Origin of the sequence: Cryptosporangium minutisporangium, assembly GCF_039536245.1 — a bacterium.
Classification (GTDB): Bacteria; Actinomycetota; Actinomycetes; order Mycobacteriales; family Cryptosporangiaceae; genus Cryptosporangium; species Cryptosporangium minutisporangium.
In genome coordinates this window covers 293,365-308,332 of the sequence record NZ_BAAAYN010000023.1, presented here as the reverse complement: position 1 = coordinate 308,332, position 14,968 = coordinate 293,365, and the positions used below count along the sequence as shown (strand labels likewise).

The window sequence follows — 14,968 nt, the reverse complement described above, 5'->3', positions numbered from 1 at the left end:
GCGGCTACGTTCCCGATGCGCCGCTTGGATCTCTGTCGCATTAGAACCAGTGGAGGATCTCGTAGATCTCTTCTGCCCACGCTGAGTCGAGGCCGTTGTCGCCTAGCGTGGGATCGAGCAATGCCATCCGGGCGAGGAAGGTTGCGCACGACAGTTTCAACTCTGCGTAGTACCAGTGATGCGCTTCGAGGGGCGCGCTGTCGTCGGGTCCGGGATGGTCTCCAATCAGTCGGTCGGCGGCATACCAGCGCCAGGCGACCTCGACAAACGCCGATACCGATCCGTTGTAGTGGCTGACGGCCGGGTAGTACAGGTCTGGCTTGAACGGGCGCAGCCCTGGAGCGAGGTCATCGGCGGTCATCGGACGCGCGCTGATGCCCATGACTCGCCCGGTGCCGGCGATCGCACCGACTTGAACCATTAGTTCCGGATCGGTGTCGGTGCCATCGATTCCTAACAGGTAAAGCTGTTCGTCGCCCGAGACCAGCTGACGTTCTCGCTCACCAGCTACGGTGGGTCTCAGCGTAGGGAGCGCGCCGGGTTGCGGCGCCGGGCGCAGTGCGGGCCCGACGGGTAGTCCCCACGTCAGCAGCGCCGAACGATCTGATTCGGGCAGGTCCCAGCGCTCGACCACTCGATCGAATCGAACCTGGACCTGCGGCACGACCAGCGCGGACAAGGGCGCCTCGATGAGGACCATCATCTCGTCATACAGACCTGACACTCTCACCCCCCGTTGCACCAGCTACCCAGGTGAGCATCGCAGGGCGCCGGACACCCCAGCACAGCCCTCGCCGAATACGCTGGCCGCGGCCAGGAGAGTGCGCCAGGAGAGTGCGCCGCGCTCCGCGCAACTTTGAGTGCAACTTCGTGGCCAGGAATTATTCGCATGAGAGCCCAGCGTCGGTCGTCGGCAAGTTCTAGAGTGGATGGCCCGAGGAGTTGCCGTGGCTGTCTACGAGCGTCGTGCGGAAGCGGTTCGGGTCGCCTTGATCACTGCATCGTGGGCATGGGTTCCCGCACTGGCGTTCCGGCAGAGCGCGATCGCGTTCCTTCTGATGTGGCAGGGAATCGTGTCAGTGCCGATCTGGTATTACCTGTGCGACGCGCGGCGTTGGAGTCATCGCACCATCTTCGGCGGTTCGTTCATGCTGGTCGGTGTGGCGTTGACCGCCTGCTTACTGATCGCGGTCGGGTGGCTAGCCGGGCTTCTGGCGGTGTTGGTGTTCGCGCCGGTTGCAGTGCTCATGCCGTTCACCGATTTCGACCAAGCCGGCAGCGGCCTCGACATGCAGGACTAGCCGAGCTCTGTGACGTATACGATTCCGCTGGCACTGCGATGGTGCTGGTCTCCAGCAGGATCGACCTCGTAGAACAGTGCGCAGCGAGAGAACGCACCGCCGCCGTGCCTACGCAGTCCCACCGAACGCCCGCTGCGCGGCATAGTAGTGCGTTCGCGCGAAGCACCATGTCCGCCGGTGACTTCGGGGTAATTCGGGCGCGGGTTTACTCCGATAGGTCGTCGACCGAAGCGACGATCTGACACGCACTCTCGTCGGCACGGTCGCGCATCCGCGTTACGTTCCGGAGGCCATGTAGGCGGCGAGTATGTAGTTGGGGTGTCGGTCGAGGTTCTTGCGGGCTCGGTCGTAGCGCATCGTGGTGCGCGGGCCGGCGTGGAGGGCGGCGATCTGTGTGTCGCGGAGGCTGACGCCGGCGTCGAGCATGGTGGTGACGAAAGTGTGTCTGAGCATGTGCGGGTGCATCCTGGGCATCCGGATCCCGGCGGTGGCCGCGAGGTGCTCGAGGCGGCGGGTCGCGGCGTGCCGATCCATCCGGCCCCCGGGGTGTTGCGCAGGATCGGTCCGCCGGATCGTTCGTCGACGGCGCGGTCGAGCGCTCGTCCGACGGCAGGGGGTAGTGGGGCGAGGACGACCTTGCCGCCTTTGCCGCGTACGCGTAGGACGCGGTGTCCGTGTTCCTCGCCGAGGTCGGCGATGTTGGCTCCGGTGGCTTCGAATGTGCAGCACCTGGATGGCGATCAGTGGGAACGCTCCGAACGCGAGCCGCGTGCCGAGGGCGCTGGTGACGTAAGCGCCCAGAGCCACCCGAACTCCCGCCCCAATCGACCGGCACTTCTCATGTCGGCATTCCTCATTCGCACAACCAAATGTTGGTCGGGGGAAATCAAAGCGGGGGATGTCGTCCGAGGCCAAACAACCACTACGGCGAACTGAACAACGATCGGTTGTGTCGGCAGGGTGTCCGCGGAGGTCGCCGAGCGGATCGCGGTGCTGTGTGATCGCCGCCCACCGTGGCTCAGGGATGGGTGTCCAGGGTTCGGCGTGCCATGGCGTTTCGATCCTTGGAGAGGCTCTCGGCGTGCTTGCGGGCGGCGTCGGCATCGGTGTCGGTGGCGTACCCGAACACGACGAGCAGGATGAACCGCGGACCCGTGGTGTAGGCGAACGCCTGATAGTCCCAGTAGGTGTGCGTGGACGGCCGAGGATCGTCGAAGCGCTTCCACTCCTCGTGGACGAGTTGAGAGAGCCGCATGCCGCTTCGCCCGTCGATGGTGTCCGGCGAGCTCTGGAGCGGTCCAGCCGTGGTGGGTGGCTGTGACGGGTCCTTCTGCGAGTCGTCGTGCCTCGTCCGCAGGTAGGCGTCCCACACCTCGGCGGCCTGACGGACGAGCGGTCCGGAGGCGTCGTTCTCGACGATCTCGACGATGTCCAGGACGTTGCAGAGGCGGGCGAGCGGTCCGGGCCGGGGAAGCCAGCGAAGCTGCGTCGCGCCCTGCTGCTCCTCCGCGAAGACGATGAGGGGGTCGCGGTGGAGGCGCAGGCGGACAGAAGCGTCCGGGCAGCGTGACGTGCCTTTCCCGACGCTCAGAGGGAGTAGGTGCCAGGGCTGGTAGCCGATCCCGACGAGTAGCACGATCGTCAGGGCGGCCGCCGTCCACCGCTGTCCTCGGGTCATCGCGCCGAGAGGCCCTGGATCGCTGGCACGGTCAGCGCCGGATGGTCAGGCTGGAGCGGACCGCGTCGACGCGTTCCTTCGCGAGTTCCTCCGCCTCCGCGCGGGCGACGTCCGGGCCATACATGTCCGTGACGCTGGTGCCGATCACGACGACCATCATGAGCTCCCGTGACGTGGTGTAGGAGAACGCCCAGAGCTCCGTATGGGTGTGTTCCCCCAACCGGAGGTACTCCGCGTCGGGCGAGGGAGCCCATTCGACCTGCAGACTCTGGTGGAACTCGACGCCCTGCTGGCCGTCGAGGATTGCGGGGCGTCTTTTCAGTGGTCCGCTCGTCCGCCGGGGGTCGGCCCCCTCCCTGGGTGGGTCGTTCTGGTACGCCCGCACGACGCTGCTCCAGACGTCTGTCATGCGTTCGCTGGGCACCGTGGCGATCACGTCGACCACCCCGTCGACATGACAGAGGTGAGGAGGCACCGAACTGTGCTGCGCCAACGCGCTCAGGAGCGCCGGCCCTCGCCGGTAGAGGACCACCTCCGGCTCGGTGTCGACCGGCAGCTGGAACCGGACGTCGAAACCCGCGCAGTACGAAGGAGCATCTCCTCCCGTCGGCTCCGCGCGGAGCTGCAGCTCATCGGAGCGGCACACGGACACGAGGAAGACCGCTACGGCGACCAGCCACGAGCACCGGCCGAGGCGGACGGGCCGTCGGCGTGGTGCGTGGCGCCTGACCGGCATACCGTTCAAATTCGAGGTTCCCCTGCTCGCAGCCGGAGAGACTGTCCGTAATGGAACGCCTGGCGACTCGGAGAACCTATCAGTGGGGGCGGCCGAACCATCGGCGCGCAGCGAGTCTGCGCTGCAAATCGGCCGGTCGCCCACCACAGGACGTTACCGATGCCGGACAGCGTGGCATCGCTCGGTCGCAATGCTCCGGCCGATGAGCGCGTCGTCGCTGACCGAAAGGTGTAGTTTGTCGAACTCGGAGCATATGCGATTCAGTGCTCTTGGGCGGCTGCGTTCATGGTGTGACCCGACATGCCTGCGACGTTCCGAGCCCGCGGGGCGGGTCCGACCGTGTCGGCAGGCCGGATCGGCTGGAGGTCGCCGTAGTAGATGGCCAGGGTGTTCAGGACGCTTTTCCAGCCGCTGGTTTGCCGGTGACGTTGGCCCGGTTGGGTCGCGGGGACCGGATGACCAGGTAGAGCACTTTCAGCGCGGCTGGTCGTTGGGGAAGTGCCCGCGCCGGCGGGTGGTTTGCCGGGAATCGGGCGTTGAGCGACTCGATGGCGTTGGTGGTGTAGATCAGCCGGTGCAGCTCGGGCGGGAAGTCCAGGAACGGAACGAATTGCTCCCACGCGTTGCGCCAGAGTCGCACGATCGCCGGATACTTGCCGCCCCAGACCTCGTCGAACTCCTCGAATCTGCTTTGGATCGCAGCGAAGCTCCGGGCCGCGCACGGGGTAGTCGCCGACGGCAGGCGGCTAGTGTGGATCGATGATGACGCGATACCCACGGCGGGCACTGACCGCGACGCACTGGTCGTCGGCGAGCGCGCGCTGCTGATCTCTCCAGACCACCGGCGGGGACTTCGACCCGGCGACCTCGATGCGATCGAGAAATTCTTGCGCCGCACTTGACGCCTGACCCTTGCCTGCCAACGGCAGATGAGTGCCTTCGCCTGGGGGTCGTGGCTGCGGTGCGAAAGCGGTGTTGAGCAGCCGCGTTGACTCCATAGCGATTTGGCGTCGATGCAGGCGGTCCGGGCCGGTCGTTACCGGGTTGCCGTGGCTGGTTCGGCGGTCATCTCACCTTGAGAGGTTGACCCTGACGCAGGGTCAATGTCTGAGCATGGCTGGCATGACGAAAACCGGTGCTATTGACGTTGACGGACCGCGCGATTGGTCCGGCGACGAGACGAAAGGGCTCAAGCAAGACGACAGGACGGTTCGGCACTTCACGGTCCACCACGACGGGGTCGCGATCCCGGTGTCTCGCGGCGGCCGGGGGCGACCACTCATTCTTTGCCCTGGGCTGAACTCGACACAGGCGGATCTGCACACGCTGATCGAGTTGCTCCGGCACGACAACGACGTGATGACCTTCGACCTCAGAGGGCACGGCCGCACCTCAGCCACCGACCGGTACTCCTTCGAGGCATTTCTCGGCGATCTCGTCGCCGTGATGGCGGAGTCGCGGCGCCTCGATCTGTCTTCGGCGCCCGTGCTCGTCGGCTATTCCCTGGGCGCGGATCTGGCCGTGCACTATGCCTCTGAGCGTCCTGAGACGGTGGCCGAACTCGTTCTCATCGACGGGGCGAACCCGGTGCCCGAGCGGTTCATCACCGAGGCCGACCTGCCGGATTTCCGTGCGATGTGGGAGGGTCTGGCGACGCAGCAGGAAGCCAAGCGGGGGACCGCGGGTCAGGTTCTGCTCACGGGCCGGGATATTCTCGAGGTGAACCTCGAGGTCGACGCGGTTCGGTCCGGCATCCTCGACCGATACCGGCAGATCGACCAACCGATCACGATGATCATGTCGACGTCGATGGCCGGCGCCAGCGGCGACGAGCGTGCACTGCGGCTCAATCTGAACTGGCGTGCCGGCGTCGATCGGCTCGCCCGTGCCCGGCCGCACGTCTCCACGTTCTGGTTGGACGCCGATCACGGGCTCGTCTTCTCCCACGCCGAGCACATCGCCCAGATCATTCGGGGCGAGCGACGCTCAGCTGACTAGGTGTCTTTCATAAGCGCTTCCGGCGAGGAGACTGGTCTGATGCTGACCATCGGTGAGCTGGCGTCCTACGCCGGAGTGACCGTGCGCGCGGTGCGGCACTATCACGCCAAGGGACTGCTCCCGGAGCCGGAGCGCGACCAGTCGGGATATCGACGGTATGACGCCCGCGCCGTGGTGGAGCTGATCAAGATCCGGACTCTCGCCGAGGCCGGGGTTCCACTCGCTCGCGTTCGGGAATTGCTGCGGGCCGACGAGGAGACGTTCGCGGCAGCGATCGCAGAGATCGATGGGCGGCTGCGGGCAGAGATCCGGGAGCGGCAACGACACCGCCAGCGGATCGCCCGTCTCGCCGTCGGGGACAGCCTGGCGCTACCCCCGGAGGTGGTGGAATATCTCGACCGACTGCGGGCGCTCGGTGTGGACGAGCGCATCGTCCAAGTCGAACGCGACGGCTGGATTCCGCTGGCCGCGCATTCACCTGAGCGAGTTCCGGAGTGGATAGCACGCAAGCGCGAACAGATCGCCGACCCGCAGCTCATCGACTTCTATCTCATCTTGGGCCGGGCTTTCGACCGGGCCCACGACGACACATACCTGGTCGAGTTGGCCGACAAGCTAGCCGCCTACCTCACCCAGATAGCCGACGAGCACGGCGAGAACCACGTGAGCGACGTCGACGTCGAACCGCCGCTCGCCACGCTAATGGACACGCTGGCGTTCGACGCGGTGCCGCCGGCTCGTCGATTGATCGAACTGATGAGGAAGCGAGGCTGGACCGGGTGGACCAAGCTCGAACGCGCACAGCCAACTGATGCACAGCAAGACCCGTAACAGCGCACGGCCTGCGGCCAGCGCACTAACGGTTCGATGAACCTCAGGATGCGGCCAACGGATACATCACCTATTGGACGCAACCCTTCAGGCGACCTTCACACCCGCCATGCGGCGTGACGCCGATTCGTAGGCGCGGCAATGCCTTCTCTGACGCTTCTAGTTGCCATGAACGCACGTTCGGCGACCGCGTGATCGGAAGGGGCGAGCAAGGGCAATGGCGTTCTGAGGTGCATTCAATGCGCGGCTATAGGCCTTCGTGCGGCTAATTCTGTCGGCGCCGTTGGCGCTGTAGTAGACACAGACTTCCGTCGGCATCCGCAGGGATTTTCTGAGTACTCCGATTGCAACGCCCAGACCAACTGGATCAGCGTTGGCACGGGCCAGGTGGTTGTGATGGCGGGATGTCTTAGCGAATCCATCGGTGGGCTCTCGTCCGGTCATGGCAGGGCAGGGACGACTCGCTTGGCGTAGGCGGTGATCGGGGCGGTTTCGACACGCTCGACGCCGCGCAACGCTCCGATCCGATCGCTGAGATAGGCGTAGAGGGCGGTCTCGTCGCGGCATACGGCGATCACGAGCAGATTCGCCGCGCCGGTGATCGCGCCGACGAACGCGGTCTCAGTGTCCCCGGCCACGGCCTGGGCGACGACGGCCAGCCGCGGCGGAGCGACGGTCAGCCAGAGCAGGCATTGGGTGGAGAAGCCGAACAGTGCCGGGTCGGCTTCGACGTCGAACCGGACTGCGCCAGACCGCCGCAGGTCCTCCAGGCGCCGCCGGACCGCGGATTCCGACCACCCTACAGAGCGGGCCAGATGCGGGTACCCGGCACGGCCATCAGCGGCCAGCGCGGGCAGCAGCCGACGGTCGAGATCGTTGAGGGCGATCGGTGCGGCGTTGTCCGAGAGGGGCGCTTGCAGCGCGGCAGCCTGATCGTCGGAGAGGGCGGAGGTCCGGCCTGCCCAGCGGCGGTTCATCAGGTGTCGCAGCACTCGGTGCGCATAGGCGTCGCGGATGTGCGGGTGTCGGGTCAGCGTTTCCAACGGAGCCGGAGCTCCGGCAGGTGCGCGCACGAGGCACACGATCTCGGTTCCGCTGGACAGAACCGTCACCCAGGACGTGTCGGGACGCCCGGCCAGCGCCCGAGCCAGGGCGCCGGCTCCCGAGGGCATGACCCGCAGGCGAACCAGCCAGTCCGCGGAGCCGGTGGCGCGGTTGTCGACCACGGCGGTGACCCGGGCCGCACCGGTCGCGCGTAGCCGGGCGACGCGTCGGCCGACCGTGCGGTCAGATACTCCGAGGACGTTGGCGATGGTGGCGAAGGGAGCCCGCCCGTCGAGGTGCAACGCGTGCAGGAGCTGCCGGTCCAGCGGGTCGAGCGTGTCCGCATCCACCGGCCGAGCATAGTCCGGTGTCCGATCCCGGCGTCCGCGACAGTTCCGAGAGCCGGGGACCCGTATTCGGCTCAGCATCGGTGCCATGACAAGCGTTATCAACGGCTTCCACCACGTCGGCTTGCTGACCTGTGACCTGGACGGGCTCGAGCGCGCCTATACGTCCTTCGGCTTCACCCTTAGCCCCCGCTCGCGACACCTGCTGACCGAGCATCCCGGCGCGGCGCCGGTTCCCGGCTGCACGGCCAACCGGTGCGCCCTGTTCGGCGATGCCTACCTGGAACTCCTCGGGATCGTGGACGACGCGGCGCCCGACCCCTGGCACACCCGGGCGATCGCAGCGGAGTACGAGGGCTTCCGGCTGCTCAACTTCGACACCACCGACGCCAGCGTCACCGCCGCACACCTCGACGACGCCGGACTCCGCACCTCGGGCGTACTGGATCTGGAACGCGACGTCGACACCGAGGACGGACCGCGGACGGTGCGAGCCCGGGCAGTGCACGTCGATCCGCGCTCCACACCGGAAGGGCACCTCGGCTTCGCGCAGCACCTCACCCGCGAGTACGTGCATCAACCGCGCTACTTGCACCACCGCAACGGGGCACGCGCACTGGACGCGGTGCTGATCGTCGCCGAGGACGACGCCTTCGATGACACCACCGACCGATACACCCGCGTCCTGCGACCCACCGTCGAGCGACGCGGGCCGGTCACCGTGCTGCGTATGAGCACCGGACGGCTGGAGATCGTCCGAGCCTCGGATGCCCCCGCCGTGCTGCCCGACCAGCCCGTCCCCGCCCCGTCCTACCTGGCTGCCCTGACCATTCGGGTCGACGACCTCGCGACCGCACGTGACGTCGTGGAGAACGGCGGCACCGCGACCCGGACCACCGGCGACGGCTTCTTCGTCTCGGCCCGCGATGCCTACGGCGCAGCCCTGTTCTTCACTGCGCGCTGACCGAAGGACGAAAATGTTCGACACTGTTCTCCTGCTCATCGGCCCCTGGCTGGGTTACCGGCTGCTGGGGGTCCTCGGCATCCGCCGATTCGCCGACTGGCGGACCAGCGGAGCCCACGCGCTGGCCACGATGCTGCTCTTCACCGGCGCGGCACACTTCGCGCCGGACAGCGTCTCGGCGATGCCCAGCCACGCCGACCTGACGGCCATGGTTCCGCCGCTCGTGCCCTTCCCCGACCTGATGGTCTATGCGACCGGTGCGCTGGAACTCCTCAGCGCGCTCGGACTCGTCATCTCCAAAACCCGCGCCGCCACCGGGATCGGCCTCGCCGTCCTGTTCTTACTGATGCTCCCGGCGAACGTCTACGCGGCGATCGAACACGTGCCTCTCAACGGCGACCCCGCGACCCCCCTTGTGGTTCCGAATCCCGGAACAGATCCTCTTCATCACCGTCGCGCTCTGGTCGACCAGGTCTATCTGCCGACCGGCTGGCTTGCCGCACAGGAGCGTCGCATCAAGCACCCGACACCTGTCCGACCACGATCACCGCCACGGGAATAATCAGCGGCGATAGCAGACGTGCGCGTTGTGCTCGGCCGTCAGCGCGGTTGTCGTCACGCCGTCGCCGACGACCGGCGCGGACTCGTCGAGCCACGCGTCGCCGCCGTCGGCGTACACGAACGCGATCGACTCCTGCAGGAGCCGGGGTACGCGGGCGGCACTGGCAGCGCGCGCGATCGCCGTCGACGCCTCGGTGCGCACGCGGTCGTTCTCCTCCCAGGCGGACGGGTCGGCCATCCGATCGGCGCTCGGGATGTGCGTCAGCAGGTTGACGACGGCGTCCGCTCCGTCGAACGCGCGGCGCAGCGGCGCCTCGTCGAACACGTCGGCCTCGATGGCCCTGGCCCCGAGGCTCTGCAGCCGCTCACGGCCGCGCGCGGATCGCGTCACGCCGGTGACGTGGTGGCCGGCGGCCAGCAGGTCGCGAACGGCGCGCCGCCCGATGACGCCGGTGGATCCGGTGGTCACGATGTCGTTCATGCCGACCTGACGAGGTACCCCGCGAGACCGTGACATGCCTCCGCGCGGAGGGGGGTCGCTAGCGGTGCCCGCCCATCGGGCCGATTTCCCGAATATCAACCTCCGCGCGCGTCCGGAGAGGTTGGGTTCCCGAAGACGCGCTCGGCGCTTCCCTCTCGCCCCGGCCGCCGTGCTGTGTTCCTCGAGGTCGAAGACACTCGCTGATCTGCGCCCGCCGGTCGCTGATTGACCGTTTCAACCCCTCTTCAGTGCAGGAACGTAGACTGCGTCGAGACGTATCGAGGCGAGGGGACCGACAGGATGACAGACGGGCTCTGGCCCGCGGCCGGCCTGGCGGAGAAGGCGGGTCCCTCCGACGGCGACACGGCTGAGCGGTTGCTCGACGCGACCGAGCGTCTGATGAAGCAGATCGGCATCGGCAAAACGAGCATGGCCGACGTCGCGCGCGCGGCCAACGTCTCCCGCGGGACGCTGTACCGGTACTTCGACTCGCGCGAGACGCTGCTCGACGCCTTGTCGCAGCGCACGACCGATCGGTTCTTCGCGGACGCCGCCGCGGCGATGGACGCGAGCACCGGCCTCGCCGAGCAGGTCGGGAAGTTCTCGGAGACGATGATCCGGGCCCTTCACCCGGGCCCGGATCAGTTCGGCAACAGTCGGACGGCGATGATCCGGATGCTGATCACCCAGAGTCCTCAGGCGCTGCGCCGGACGTCGAAATTCTTGCGTCCCTACATCCAAGCCGCACTGGAACGCGGAGAGGTGCGGACGGACCTCGACGTCGACGACGCCAGCGAGTGGCTGGCCCGGATGCTCTTGTCGTTCACGGTGTTCCAGACCTCGATCGCGTACGAGGCCGACGATCCGGAGTCGGTGAGCTCGTTCGTGCAGCGGTACGCCATCGATGGCCTGACCGGGGCGTGATTCCGGCGGCGACCCGTCGCCGGGCCACTGCCCGTAGTCAGCTGTCGATCGTCGCGTTCGTGAGCTGATCCCGCAGGATGCTTTTGACGAGTTTCCCGCTCGCCGTCCGTGGCAGCGGCTCTTGCGTGAGGTGCCACTGTGTCGGCACCTTGTAGTGGGCGAGGCCGCTGCGGCACCACGCGGTCAGCTCTGCGGTGCCCACGGAGCTCGTCGGCCCGGTGACCACCACGGCGCACACCGCGTCGCCCGTGAGGTCGTCGTCGACCGCGAAGACGGCGGCTTCCAACACGTCCGGATGCTCGTCCAGTCGGTACTCGACCTCGGTGGGGGACACGTTCTCGGCACTGACGAGAATCATGTCCCGGGCCCGGGAGTCGATGTACAGCAGACCGCTCCGGAGGCGCGCCATGTCGCCCATCGCCAGCCAGCCTCCGGTCTTGAGCACCGCGGCGGAGGCATCCGGGTCGTTCCAGTAGCCGAGCATCACGTACGGGCTGCGGACGTGGACCTCGCCGAGTTCGCCCTCCGGGACGGGTGCGCCGAGGGGATCCCGCAGCTCGACCGTGGTGGTGGGGAAGACCCGGCCGGTCGAGGTCGGATGAGCGACGTACTCCGGCCCGTTGATGCTCGCAACCGTGGCGCCGGCCTCGGTGCTGGTGTAGCCCATGCCGAGTGCCTGAGACGCACTGGGGAACGCCTCCCGCAGGCCGCGCTGCACCGCCGGGCTGACCGGGGCGCCGCCGACCCCGAGCACACGGACACTGCTGGTGTCGTAGCGTCCAAGAGCAGGGGAGGCGCACAGCCGCGGGGCAGCACTGCCGAGCGCCATCCACATGGTCACTCGCTCCTGCTCGATCACCCGGAGGACGCGTTCCGGGTCGAAGCGGCCGGGGACGACAACCATCTGGGATCCCTTGGCCAGCGTGGGGAAGACCGCGCCGTACAACATCGAGACGTGGAACAGCGGGGACGTCAGCAAGACGACGTCGTCGCTCACCGGGACCGGATCGTCGGCGGCCGGCACCGGCTGCCCGAAGAACGCGACCCGGGCCGCGGTCTCGGCGAGGCCGACCAGCTGGAGGTGTCCGGACACCGCCCGGTGGGGCACGGCGACCGCTTTCGCCCGGCCGGTCGTGCCGCTGGTGAAGATCAACATCGCCGGGTCGTCCTCGCTGACCGGCGCCGGCGTGGGACTCAGGCGGCGGTGCCGATCCAGCACGGCCGGGAGATCTTCGTCCATTCCGAGTAGGCGCAGCGCCAGCCCCGACTCGGCCGCGCGTTCGAGACGAGGTCCGTCGCCGATCAGTAAGACCGGCTCCACCAGGCGGGCGGCCGCGGTGAACTCGTCGACGCTCCACCATCCGTTGAAGGCGCTCGGGATCGCGCCGGCGACGGTGATCGCCCAGAAGCAGACGATCCACTCCCAACGGTTGGCGGCGTAGAGCGCGACCCGGTCGCCGGGCCGCACGCGGAACTCCGTCTGCAGGGCGGCCGCGAGCGCGTCGACCAGCTCCGCATGCGTCCGGAAGTCGAGTCGCACGTCGCCGTCGACGACGTACGTGCGGGTGTCGTGTCGCCGCGACGTCTGGAACAGGTCGGATAACGAGGGGATGCGATGGCGGAACACCGGCATCCGGTTGCCCCGGACGTCCTCCTCGAGGATCTCGAACGGTGTACCGGGCGCGGTGAGAGTCTGACGTGCCTGCCGCAGCAGGGCGGTAGTCGTTTCGTCGGCTGTGGGTTGTGATTCGCTGAGGGGCATCGGTCAGCCGACCCGGCCGGACCAGTTCTGGGCATCCCGGAGCACGTCGCGGAACGGCTTGCGGGAGTCGAACGACGGCTCGCGGGGTAGCCCGAGCACGCGTTCGGAGATGGAGTTGCGTTGCATCTCGCAGGTCCCGCCGGCGATCGACATGAACCTGCCGTTCAGCAGCCCGGTCGCGGCGTCGGCGGCGGGGGAGTCGCTGCTCTCCCAGACGACCGCGTGGTCGGCGGCGAGCTCCATCGCGAACGCGGCCCGACGTGGATCGAAGACGCCGGACATGAGCTTGCCGTACGAAGCGATGTTGGCGCCCCGGACCGGATCTGCGGCCATCAGTGCACCCACCCGGCGCGCCATCGCCGCGCGGACCAGGTCGTCGACATGGGCCTTGGCGAGGAGGTCGCGAGCGTGTGGATCGCCGAGACGGCCGGCCGCCGTGGCGAGCTCTACCAGATCGGGCGCGATTCCGATCGGCCGTGCGGCGTGGGCGGTCGCGGTGCCACCGCCGCCGCGTTCGAAGTACAGCATGGTCTGGGTGACGGTCCAGCCGTCGTTGACCTGCCCGACGATGTCGTCATCGGTCAGCTCGACGTCGTCGAAGAACTCTTGGCAGAACTCGGCGTCGCCGTTGATCTGCTTGATTCGCTGGACGGTGACGCCCTGGGCGTTCGTCGGTACCGCGAACCAGGTCAGGCCGCGGTGTTTCGGGGCGTCCCAGTTGGTGCGGGCCAGGCAGAGCCCGTAATCGGCGAGGTAAGCGCCGCTGCTCCAGATCTTCGAGCCGTTGAGGATCCAGCGGTCACCGTCCTTCACCGCTTGAGTGCGCACACCAGCGAGGTCGGAGCCGGCTTCGGGATCAGAGAAGAACTGGGCGATGAGTTCGTCCCCGGCCAACACCCGGGGAATGTGGCGCTCGAGGAACTCTGGTGATCCGTGGGCGAGCATGGTCGTCGCGCAGACGCCGAACGTCGTGCCGCCGATGACGCCGAAGTCGGGGCGAGCGTAACCCTTGGCTTCCTCGTCGAAGGCGCGCTGGTACTCCGGCCCCAGCCCCTGCCCGCCGTACTCCGTCGGCCACGTGATACCGGCGTAGCCGGCTTCCCACAGGCGCCGCTGCAGGGCGCGCTGCTCGGCGATGTACGCGTCGGTGCGGTGGTCACTTCCGAACATCGGGTTGCGGCCGCCGGGAGTGCGGCGTTCCAGGTTGGTGGCGATCCACTCCCGGGCTCGTGCCCGGTAGGCGTCCAGGTCCTCGCTCATAGGTTCCCCAGCTTCAGAAGTTGGTCGCGGTGCCAGGACGGTGAGCCGAACGCGACCCGCTCGGCGGCGAGCCGGCGGAGGAACAGGTGCTGATCGTGCTCCCAGGTGTAGCCGATCCCGCCGAAGATCTGGAAGCAGTTCTGCGTCAGCTCGGCGCTACGTTCGCCGACGAACGACTTCGCGGCGTGGGCGAGGGCCGCTCCGCCGGTCACGTCGCGTTGTCCCAGCGCTTCGGCCGCGTTGGCGACGATGGCCTTGGACATCTCCAGCCACAGGCTGGTGTCGGCCAGCAGATGCTTGATCGCTTGGAACGACCCGATGGGCCGTCCGAACGCGATGCGCGACTTCGCGTACTCCAGCGCGAGCGCGAAGTTCGCGTGCATCGCGCCGACGGCTTCGGCAGCCGAGAGCACAGCGGCGATCTGCTCCTGTCGTGCGACAGCCCGTGCGGTCTCGGCGCCGGGACCGCCGATGACCGTGTCCGGCACCACGCCGTCGAACTCGACGCGGAACCAGCGACGCGTCAGGTCCAGGCCATCGAGGGGGTGGACCGTCAGGCCGGGCGCGTCGGTCGGTACGAGCAGCTGTGCCGGCCCTTCCGGCGACCGGGCGGTGACCAGCAGCCAGGCGCAGTCATCGATCTCGGCCGCAGCCCCGACGACGCCGTGCAGCGCCGAACCCCGTAGCTCGGCGCCGCCGGGGATCCACGTCGCCCACGAATTGCCCTGCAGGAGATCCGGGAGCCGCGGGTCGCCGCCCGCGGTGGACAGCGCATGCACGACGACGCTGTGCCCCACGTACGGCCCCGGCTGGAGGACCGCCCCGCGTTCCGCGGCGATCATCGCGGCGTCGACCAGGCCGTTGTCCGACGCGCTGCCGCCGCCGTGCGTCTCGTCGGCGAGCATGCCGAACCAGCCCAGCTCGGCCGCGCCTTTCCGGTACCCGCTGCCGACGCCGTCCCGGCCGTCGACCCGCTCCCGGACCCTGGTGAGCGGGAACTCGTTCTGGATGAACCGGACGGTGGCGTCGAGCACCATCGCCTGCTCCTCGGTAGGAGCGGGTATCAGATCGACGGTCATGG

General features: G+C 67.9%; 16 protein-coding genes. 6 read left to right on the top strand and 10 right to left on the bottom strand.

From position 1 onward, the window contains the following. Positions 1-40: 40 nt before the first annotated feature. Positions 41-700, bottom strand: a complete 660-nt coding sequence (locus ABEB28_RS18125) for an SUKH-4 family immunity protein (protein WP_345729299.1) — start codon at positions 698-700, stop codon at positions 41-43. 247 nt (positions 701-947) lie between these two features. Between ABEB28_RS18125 and ABEB28_RS18120 the strand changes: the two genes are divergently transcribed. After that, entirely contained in the window at positions 948-1,301 is a 354-nt protein-coding gene (locus tag ABEB28_RS18120) for a hypothetical protein (RefSeq protein ID WP_345729298.1), read from the top strand. A gap of 276 nt (positions 1,302-1,577) precedes the next feature. Here the strand turns inward: ABEB28_RS18120 and ABEB28_RS18115 are convergent, their stop codons facing one another. From ABEB28_RS18115 to ABEB28_RS18100, 4 genes are all read right to left on the bottom strand, one after another. Continuing rightward, complete coding sequence (locus ABEB28_RS18115) at positions 1,578-1,835, bottom strand: tyrosine-type recombinase/integrase (RefSeq protein WP_345729297.1); 258 nt, start codon at positions 1,833-1,835, stop codon at positions 1,578-1,580. Positions 1,836-2,319: 484 nt separating this feature from the next. Continuing rightward, complete coding sequence (locus tag ABEB28_RS18110) at positions 2,320-2,979, bottom strand: hypothetical protein (protein ID WP_345729296.1); 660 nt, start codon at positions 2,977-2,979, stop codon at positions 2,320-2,322. 31 nt (positions 2,980-3,010) lie between these two features. Then, positions 3,011-3,625, bottom strand: coding sequence for a hypothetical protein (locus tag ABEB28_RS18105; RefSeq protein ID WP_345729295.1), 615 nt, complete (start codon positions 3,623-3,625; stop codon positions 3,011-3,013). A 481-nt stretch (positions 3,626-4,106) separates the two neighbouring features. Further along, entirely contained in the window at positions 4,107-4,493 is a 387-nt protein-coding gene (locus ABEB28_RS18100) for a transposase (protein WP_425558964.1), read from the bottom strand. 344 nt (positions 4,494-4,837) lie between these two features. On the opposite strand from ABEB28_RS18100, the gene ABEB28_RS18095 reads away from it, so the two are divergent. Both ABEB28_RS18095 and ABEB28_RS18090 read left to right on the top strand, forming a co-directional pair. Further along, positions 4,838-5,713 (top strand): alpha/beta fold hydrolase, encoded by an 876-nt coding sequence (locus ABEB28_RS18095; protein WP_345729294.1) that lies wholly within the window; start codon positions 4,838-4,840, stop codon positions 5,711-5,713. 39 nt (positions 5,714-5,752) lie between these two features. Further along, positions 5,753-6,544 (top strand): MerR family transcriptional regulator, encoded by a 792-nt coding sequence (locus ABEB28_RS18090; protein WP_345729293.1) that lies wholly within the window; start codon positions 5,753-5,755, stop codon positions 6,542-6,544. Between the two features lie 440 nt (positions 6,545-6,984). Here the strand turns inward: ABEB28_RS18090 and ABEB28_RS18085 are convergent, their stop codons facing one another. Beyond that, positions 6,985-7,938 (bottom strand): Lrp/AsnC family transcriptional regulator, encoded by a 954-nt coding sequence (locus ABEB28_RS18085; RefSeq protein WP_345729292.1) that lies wholly within the window; start codon positions 7,936-7,938, stop codon positions 6,985-6,987. Positions 7,939-8,023: 85 nt separating this feature from the next. On the opposite strand from ABEB28_RS18085, the gene ABEB28_RS18080 reads away from it, so the two are divergent. Further along, the gene (locus ABEB28_RS18080) at positions 8,024-8,899 is read left to right on the top strand and encodes a VOC family protein (RefSeq protein ID WP_345729291.1); all 876 of its coding nucleotides are present in this window, start codon (positions 8,024-8,026) and stop codon (positions 8,897-8,899) included. 13 nt (positions 8,900-8,912) lie between these two features. Further along, entirely contained in the window at positions 8,913-9,461 is a 549-nt protein-coding gene (locus ABEB28_RS18075) for a DoxX family protein (RefSeq protein WP_345729290.1), read from the top strand. On the opposite strand, the gene ABEB28_RS18070 is transcribed toward ABEB28_RS18075, so the two are convergent. Next, on the bottom strand, positions 9,462-9,941 hold the full coding sequence (locus ABEB28_RS18070) for an NAD-dependent epimerase/dehydratase family protein (RefSeq protein ID WP_345729289.1): 480 nt from the start codon (positions 9,939-9,941) through the stop codon (positions 9,462-9,464). A gap of 300 nt (positions 9,942-10,241) precedes the next feature. Between ABEB28_RS18070 and ABEB28_RS18065 the strand changes: the two genes are divergently transcribed. Beyond that, entirely contained in the window at positions 10,242-10,865 is a 624-nt protein-coding gene (locus tag ABEB28_RS18065) for a TetR/AcrR family transcriptional regulator (RefSeq protein ID WP_345729288.1), read from the top strand. A gap of 37 nt (positions 10,866-10,902) precedes the next feature. Here the strand turns inward: ABEB28_RS18065 and ABEB28_RS18060 are convergent, their stop codons facing one another. Genes ABEB28_RS18060 through ABEB28_RS18050 form a run of 3 tightly spaced genes read right to left on the bottom strand, consistent with a single transcriptional unit; the run spans position 10,903 to position 14,966 of the window. After that, the gene (locus tag ABEB28_RS18060) at positions 10,903-12,627 is read right to left on the bottom strand and encodes a class I adenylate-forming enzyme family protein (protein ID WP_345729287.1); all 1,725 of its coding nucleotides are present in this window, start codon (positions 12,625-12,627) and stop codon (positions 10,903-10,905) included. 3 nt (positions 12,628-12,630) lie between these two features. Next, positions 12,631-13,887, bottom strand: a complete 1,257-nt coding sequence (locus ABEB28_RS18055) for an acyl-CoA dehydrogenase family protein (RefSeq protein ID WP_345729286.1) — start codon at positions 13,885-13,887, stop codon at positions 12,631-12,633. Beyond that, the gene (locus ABEB28_RS18050; protein ID WP_345729285.1) at positions 13,884-14,966 is read right to left on the bottom strand and encodes an acyl-CoA dehydrogenase family protein; all 1,083 of its coding nucleotides are present in this window, start codon (positions 14,964-14,966) and stop codon (positions 13,884-13,886) included. The genes ABEB28_RS18055 and ABEB28_RS18050 overlap by 4 nt, the downstream gene beginning before the upstream one ends. Positions 14,967-14,968: the final 2 nt, after the last annotated feature.

What these genes read in the sequence shown, in the direction of transcription:
- ABEB28_RS18125 (WP_345729299.1), bottom strand. Translation starts at nt 700, where the DNA reads ATGGTCCTCATCGAGGCGCCCTTGTCCGCGCTGGTCGTGCCGCAGGTC.
- ABEB28_RS18115 (WP_345729297.1), bottom strand. Translation starts at nt 1,835, where the DNA reads ATGGATCGGCACGCCGCGACCCGCCGCCTCGAGCACCTCGCGGCCACC.
- ABEB28_RS18110 (WP_345729296.1), bottom strand. Translation starts at nt 2,979, where the DNA reads ATGACCCGAGGACAGCGGTGGACGGCGGCCGCCCTGACGATCGTGCTA.
- ABEB28_RS18095 (WP_345729294.1), top strand. Translation starts at nt 4,838, where the DNA reads ATGACGAAAACCGGTGCTATTGACGTTGACGGACCGCGCGATTGGTCC.
- ABEB28_RS18090 (WP_345729293.1), top strand. Translation starts at nt 5,753, where the DNA reads ATGCTGACCATCGGTGAGCTGGCGTCCTACGCCGGAGTGACCGTGCGC.
- ABEB28_RS18080 (WP_345729291.1), top strand. Translation starts at nt 8,024, where the DNA reads ATGACAAGCGTTATCAACGGCTTCCACCACGTCGGCTTGCTGACCTGT.
- ABEB28_RS18075 (WP_345729290.1), top strand. Translation starts at nt 8,913, where the DNA reads ATGTTCGACACTGTTCTCCTGCTCATCGGCCCCTGGCTGGGTTACCGG.
- ABEB28_RS18070 (WP_345729289.1), bottom strand. Translation starts at nt 9,941, where the DNA reads ATGAACGACATCGTGACCACCGGATCCACCGGCGTCATCGGGCGGCGC.
- ABEB28_RS18065 (WP_345729288.1), top strand. Translation starts at nt 10,242, where the DNA reads ATGACAGACGGGCTCTGGCCCGCGGCCGGCCTGGCGGAGAAGGCGGGT.
- ABEB28_RS18060 (WP_345729287.1), bottom strand. Translation starts at nt 12,627, where the DNA reads ATGCCCCTCAGCGAATCACAACCCACAGCCGACGAAACGACTACCGCC.
- ABEB28_RS18055 (WP_345729286.1), bottom strand. Translation starts at nt 13,887, where the DNA reads ATGAGCGAGGACCTGGACGCCTACCGGGCACGAGCCCGGGAGTGGATC.
- ABEB28_RS18050 (WP_345729285.1), bottom strand. Translation starts at nt 14,966, where the DNA reads ATGACCGTCGATCTGATACCCGCTCCTACCGAGGAGCAGGCGATGGTG.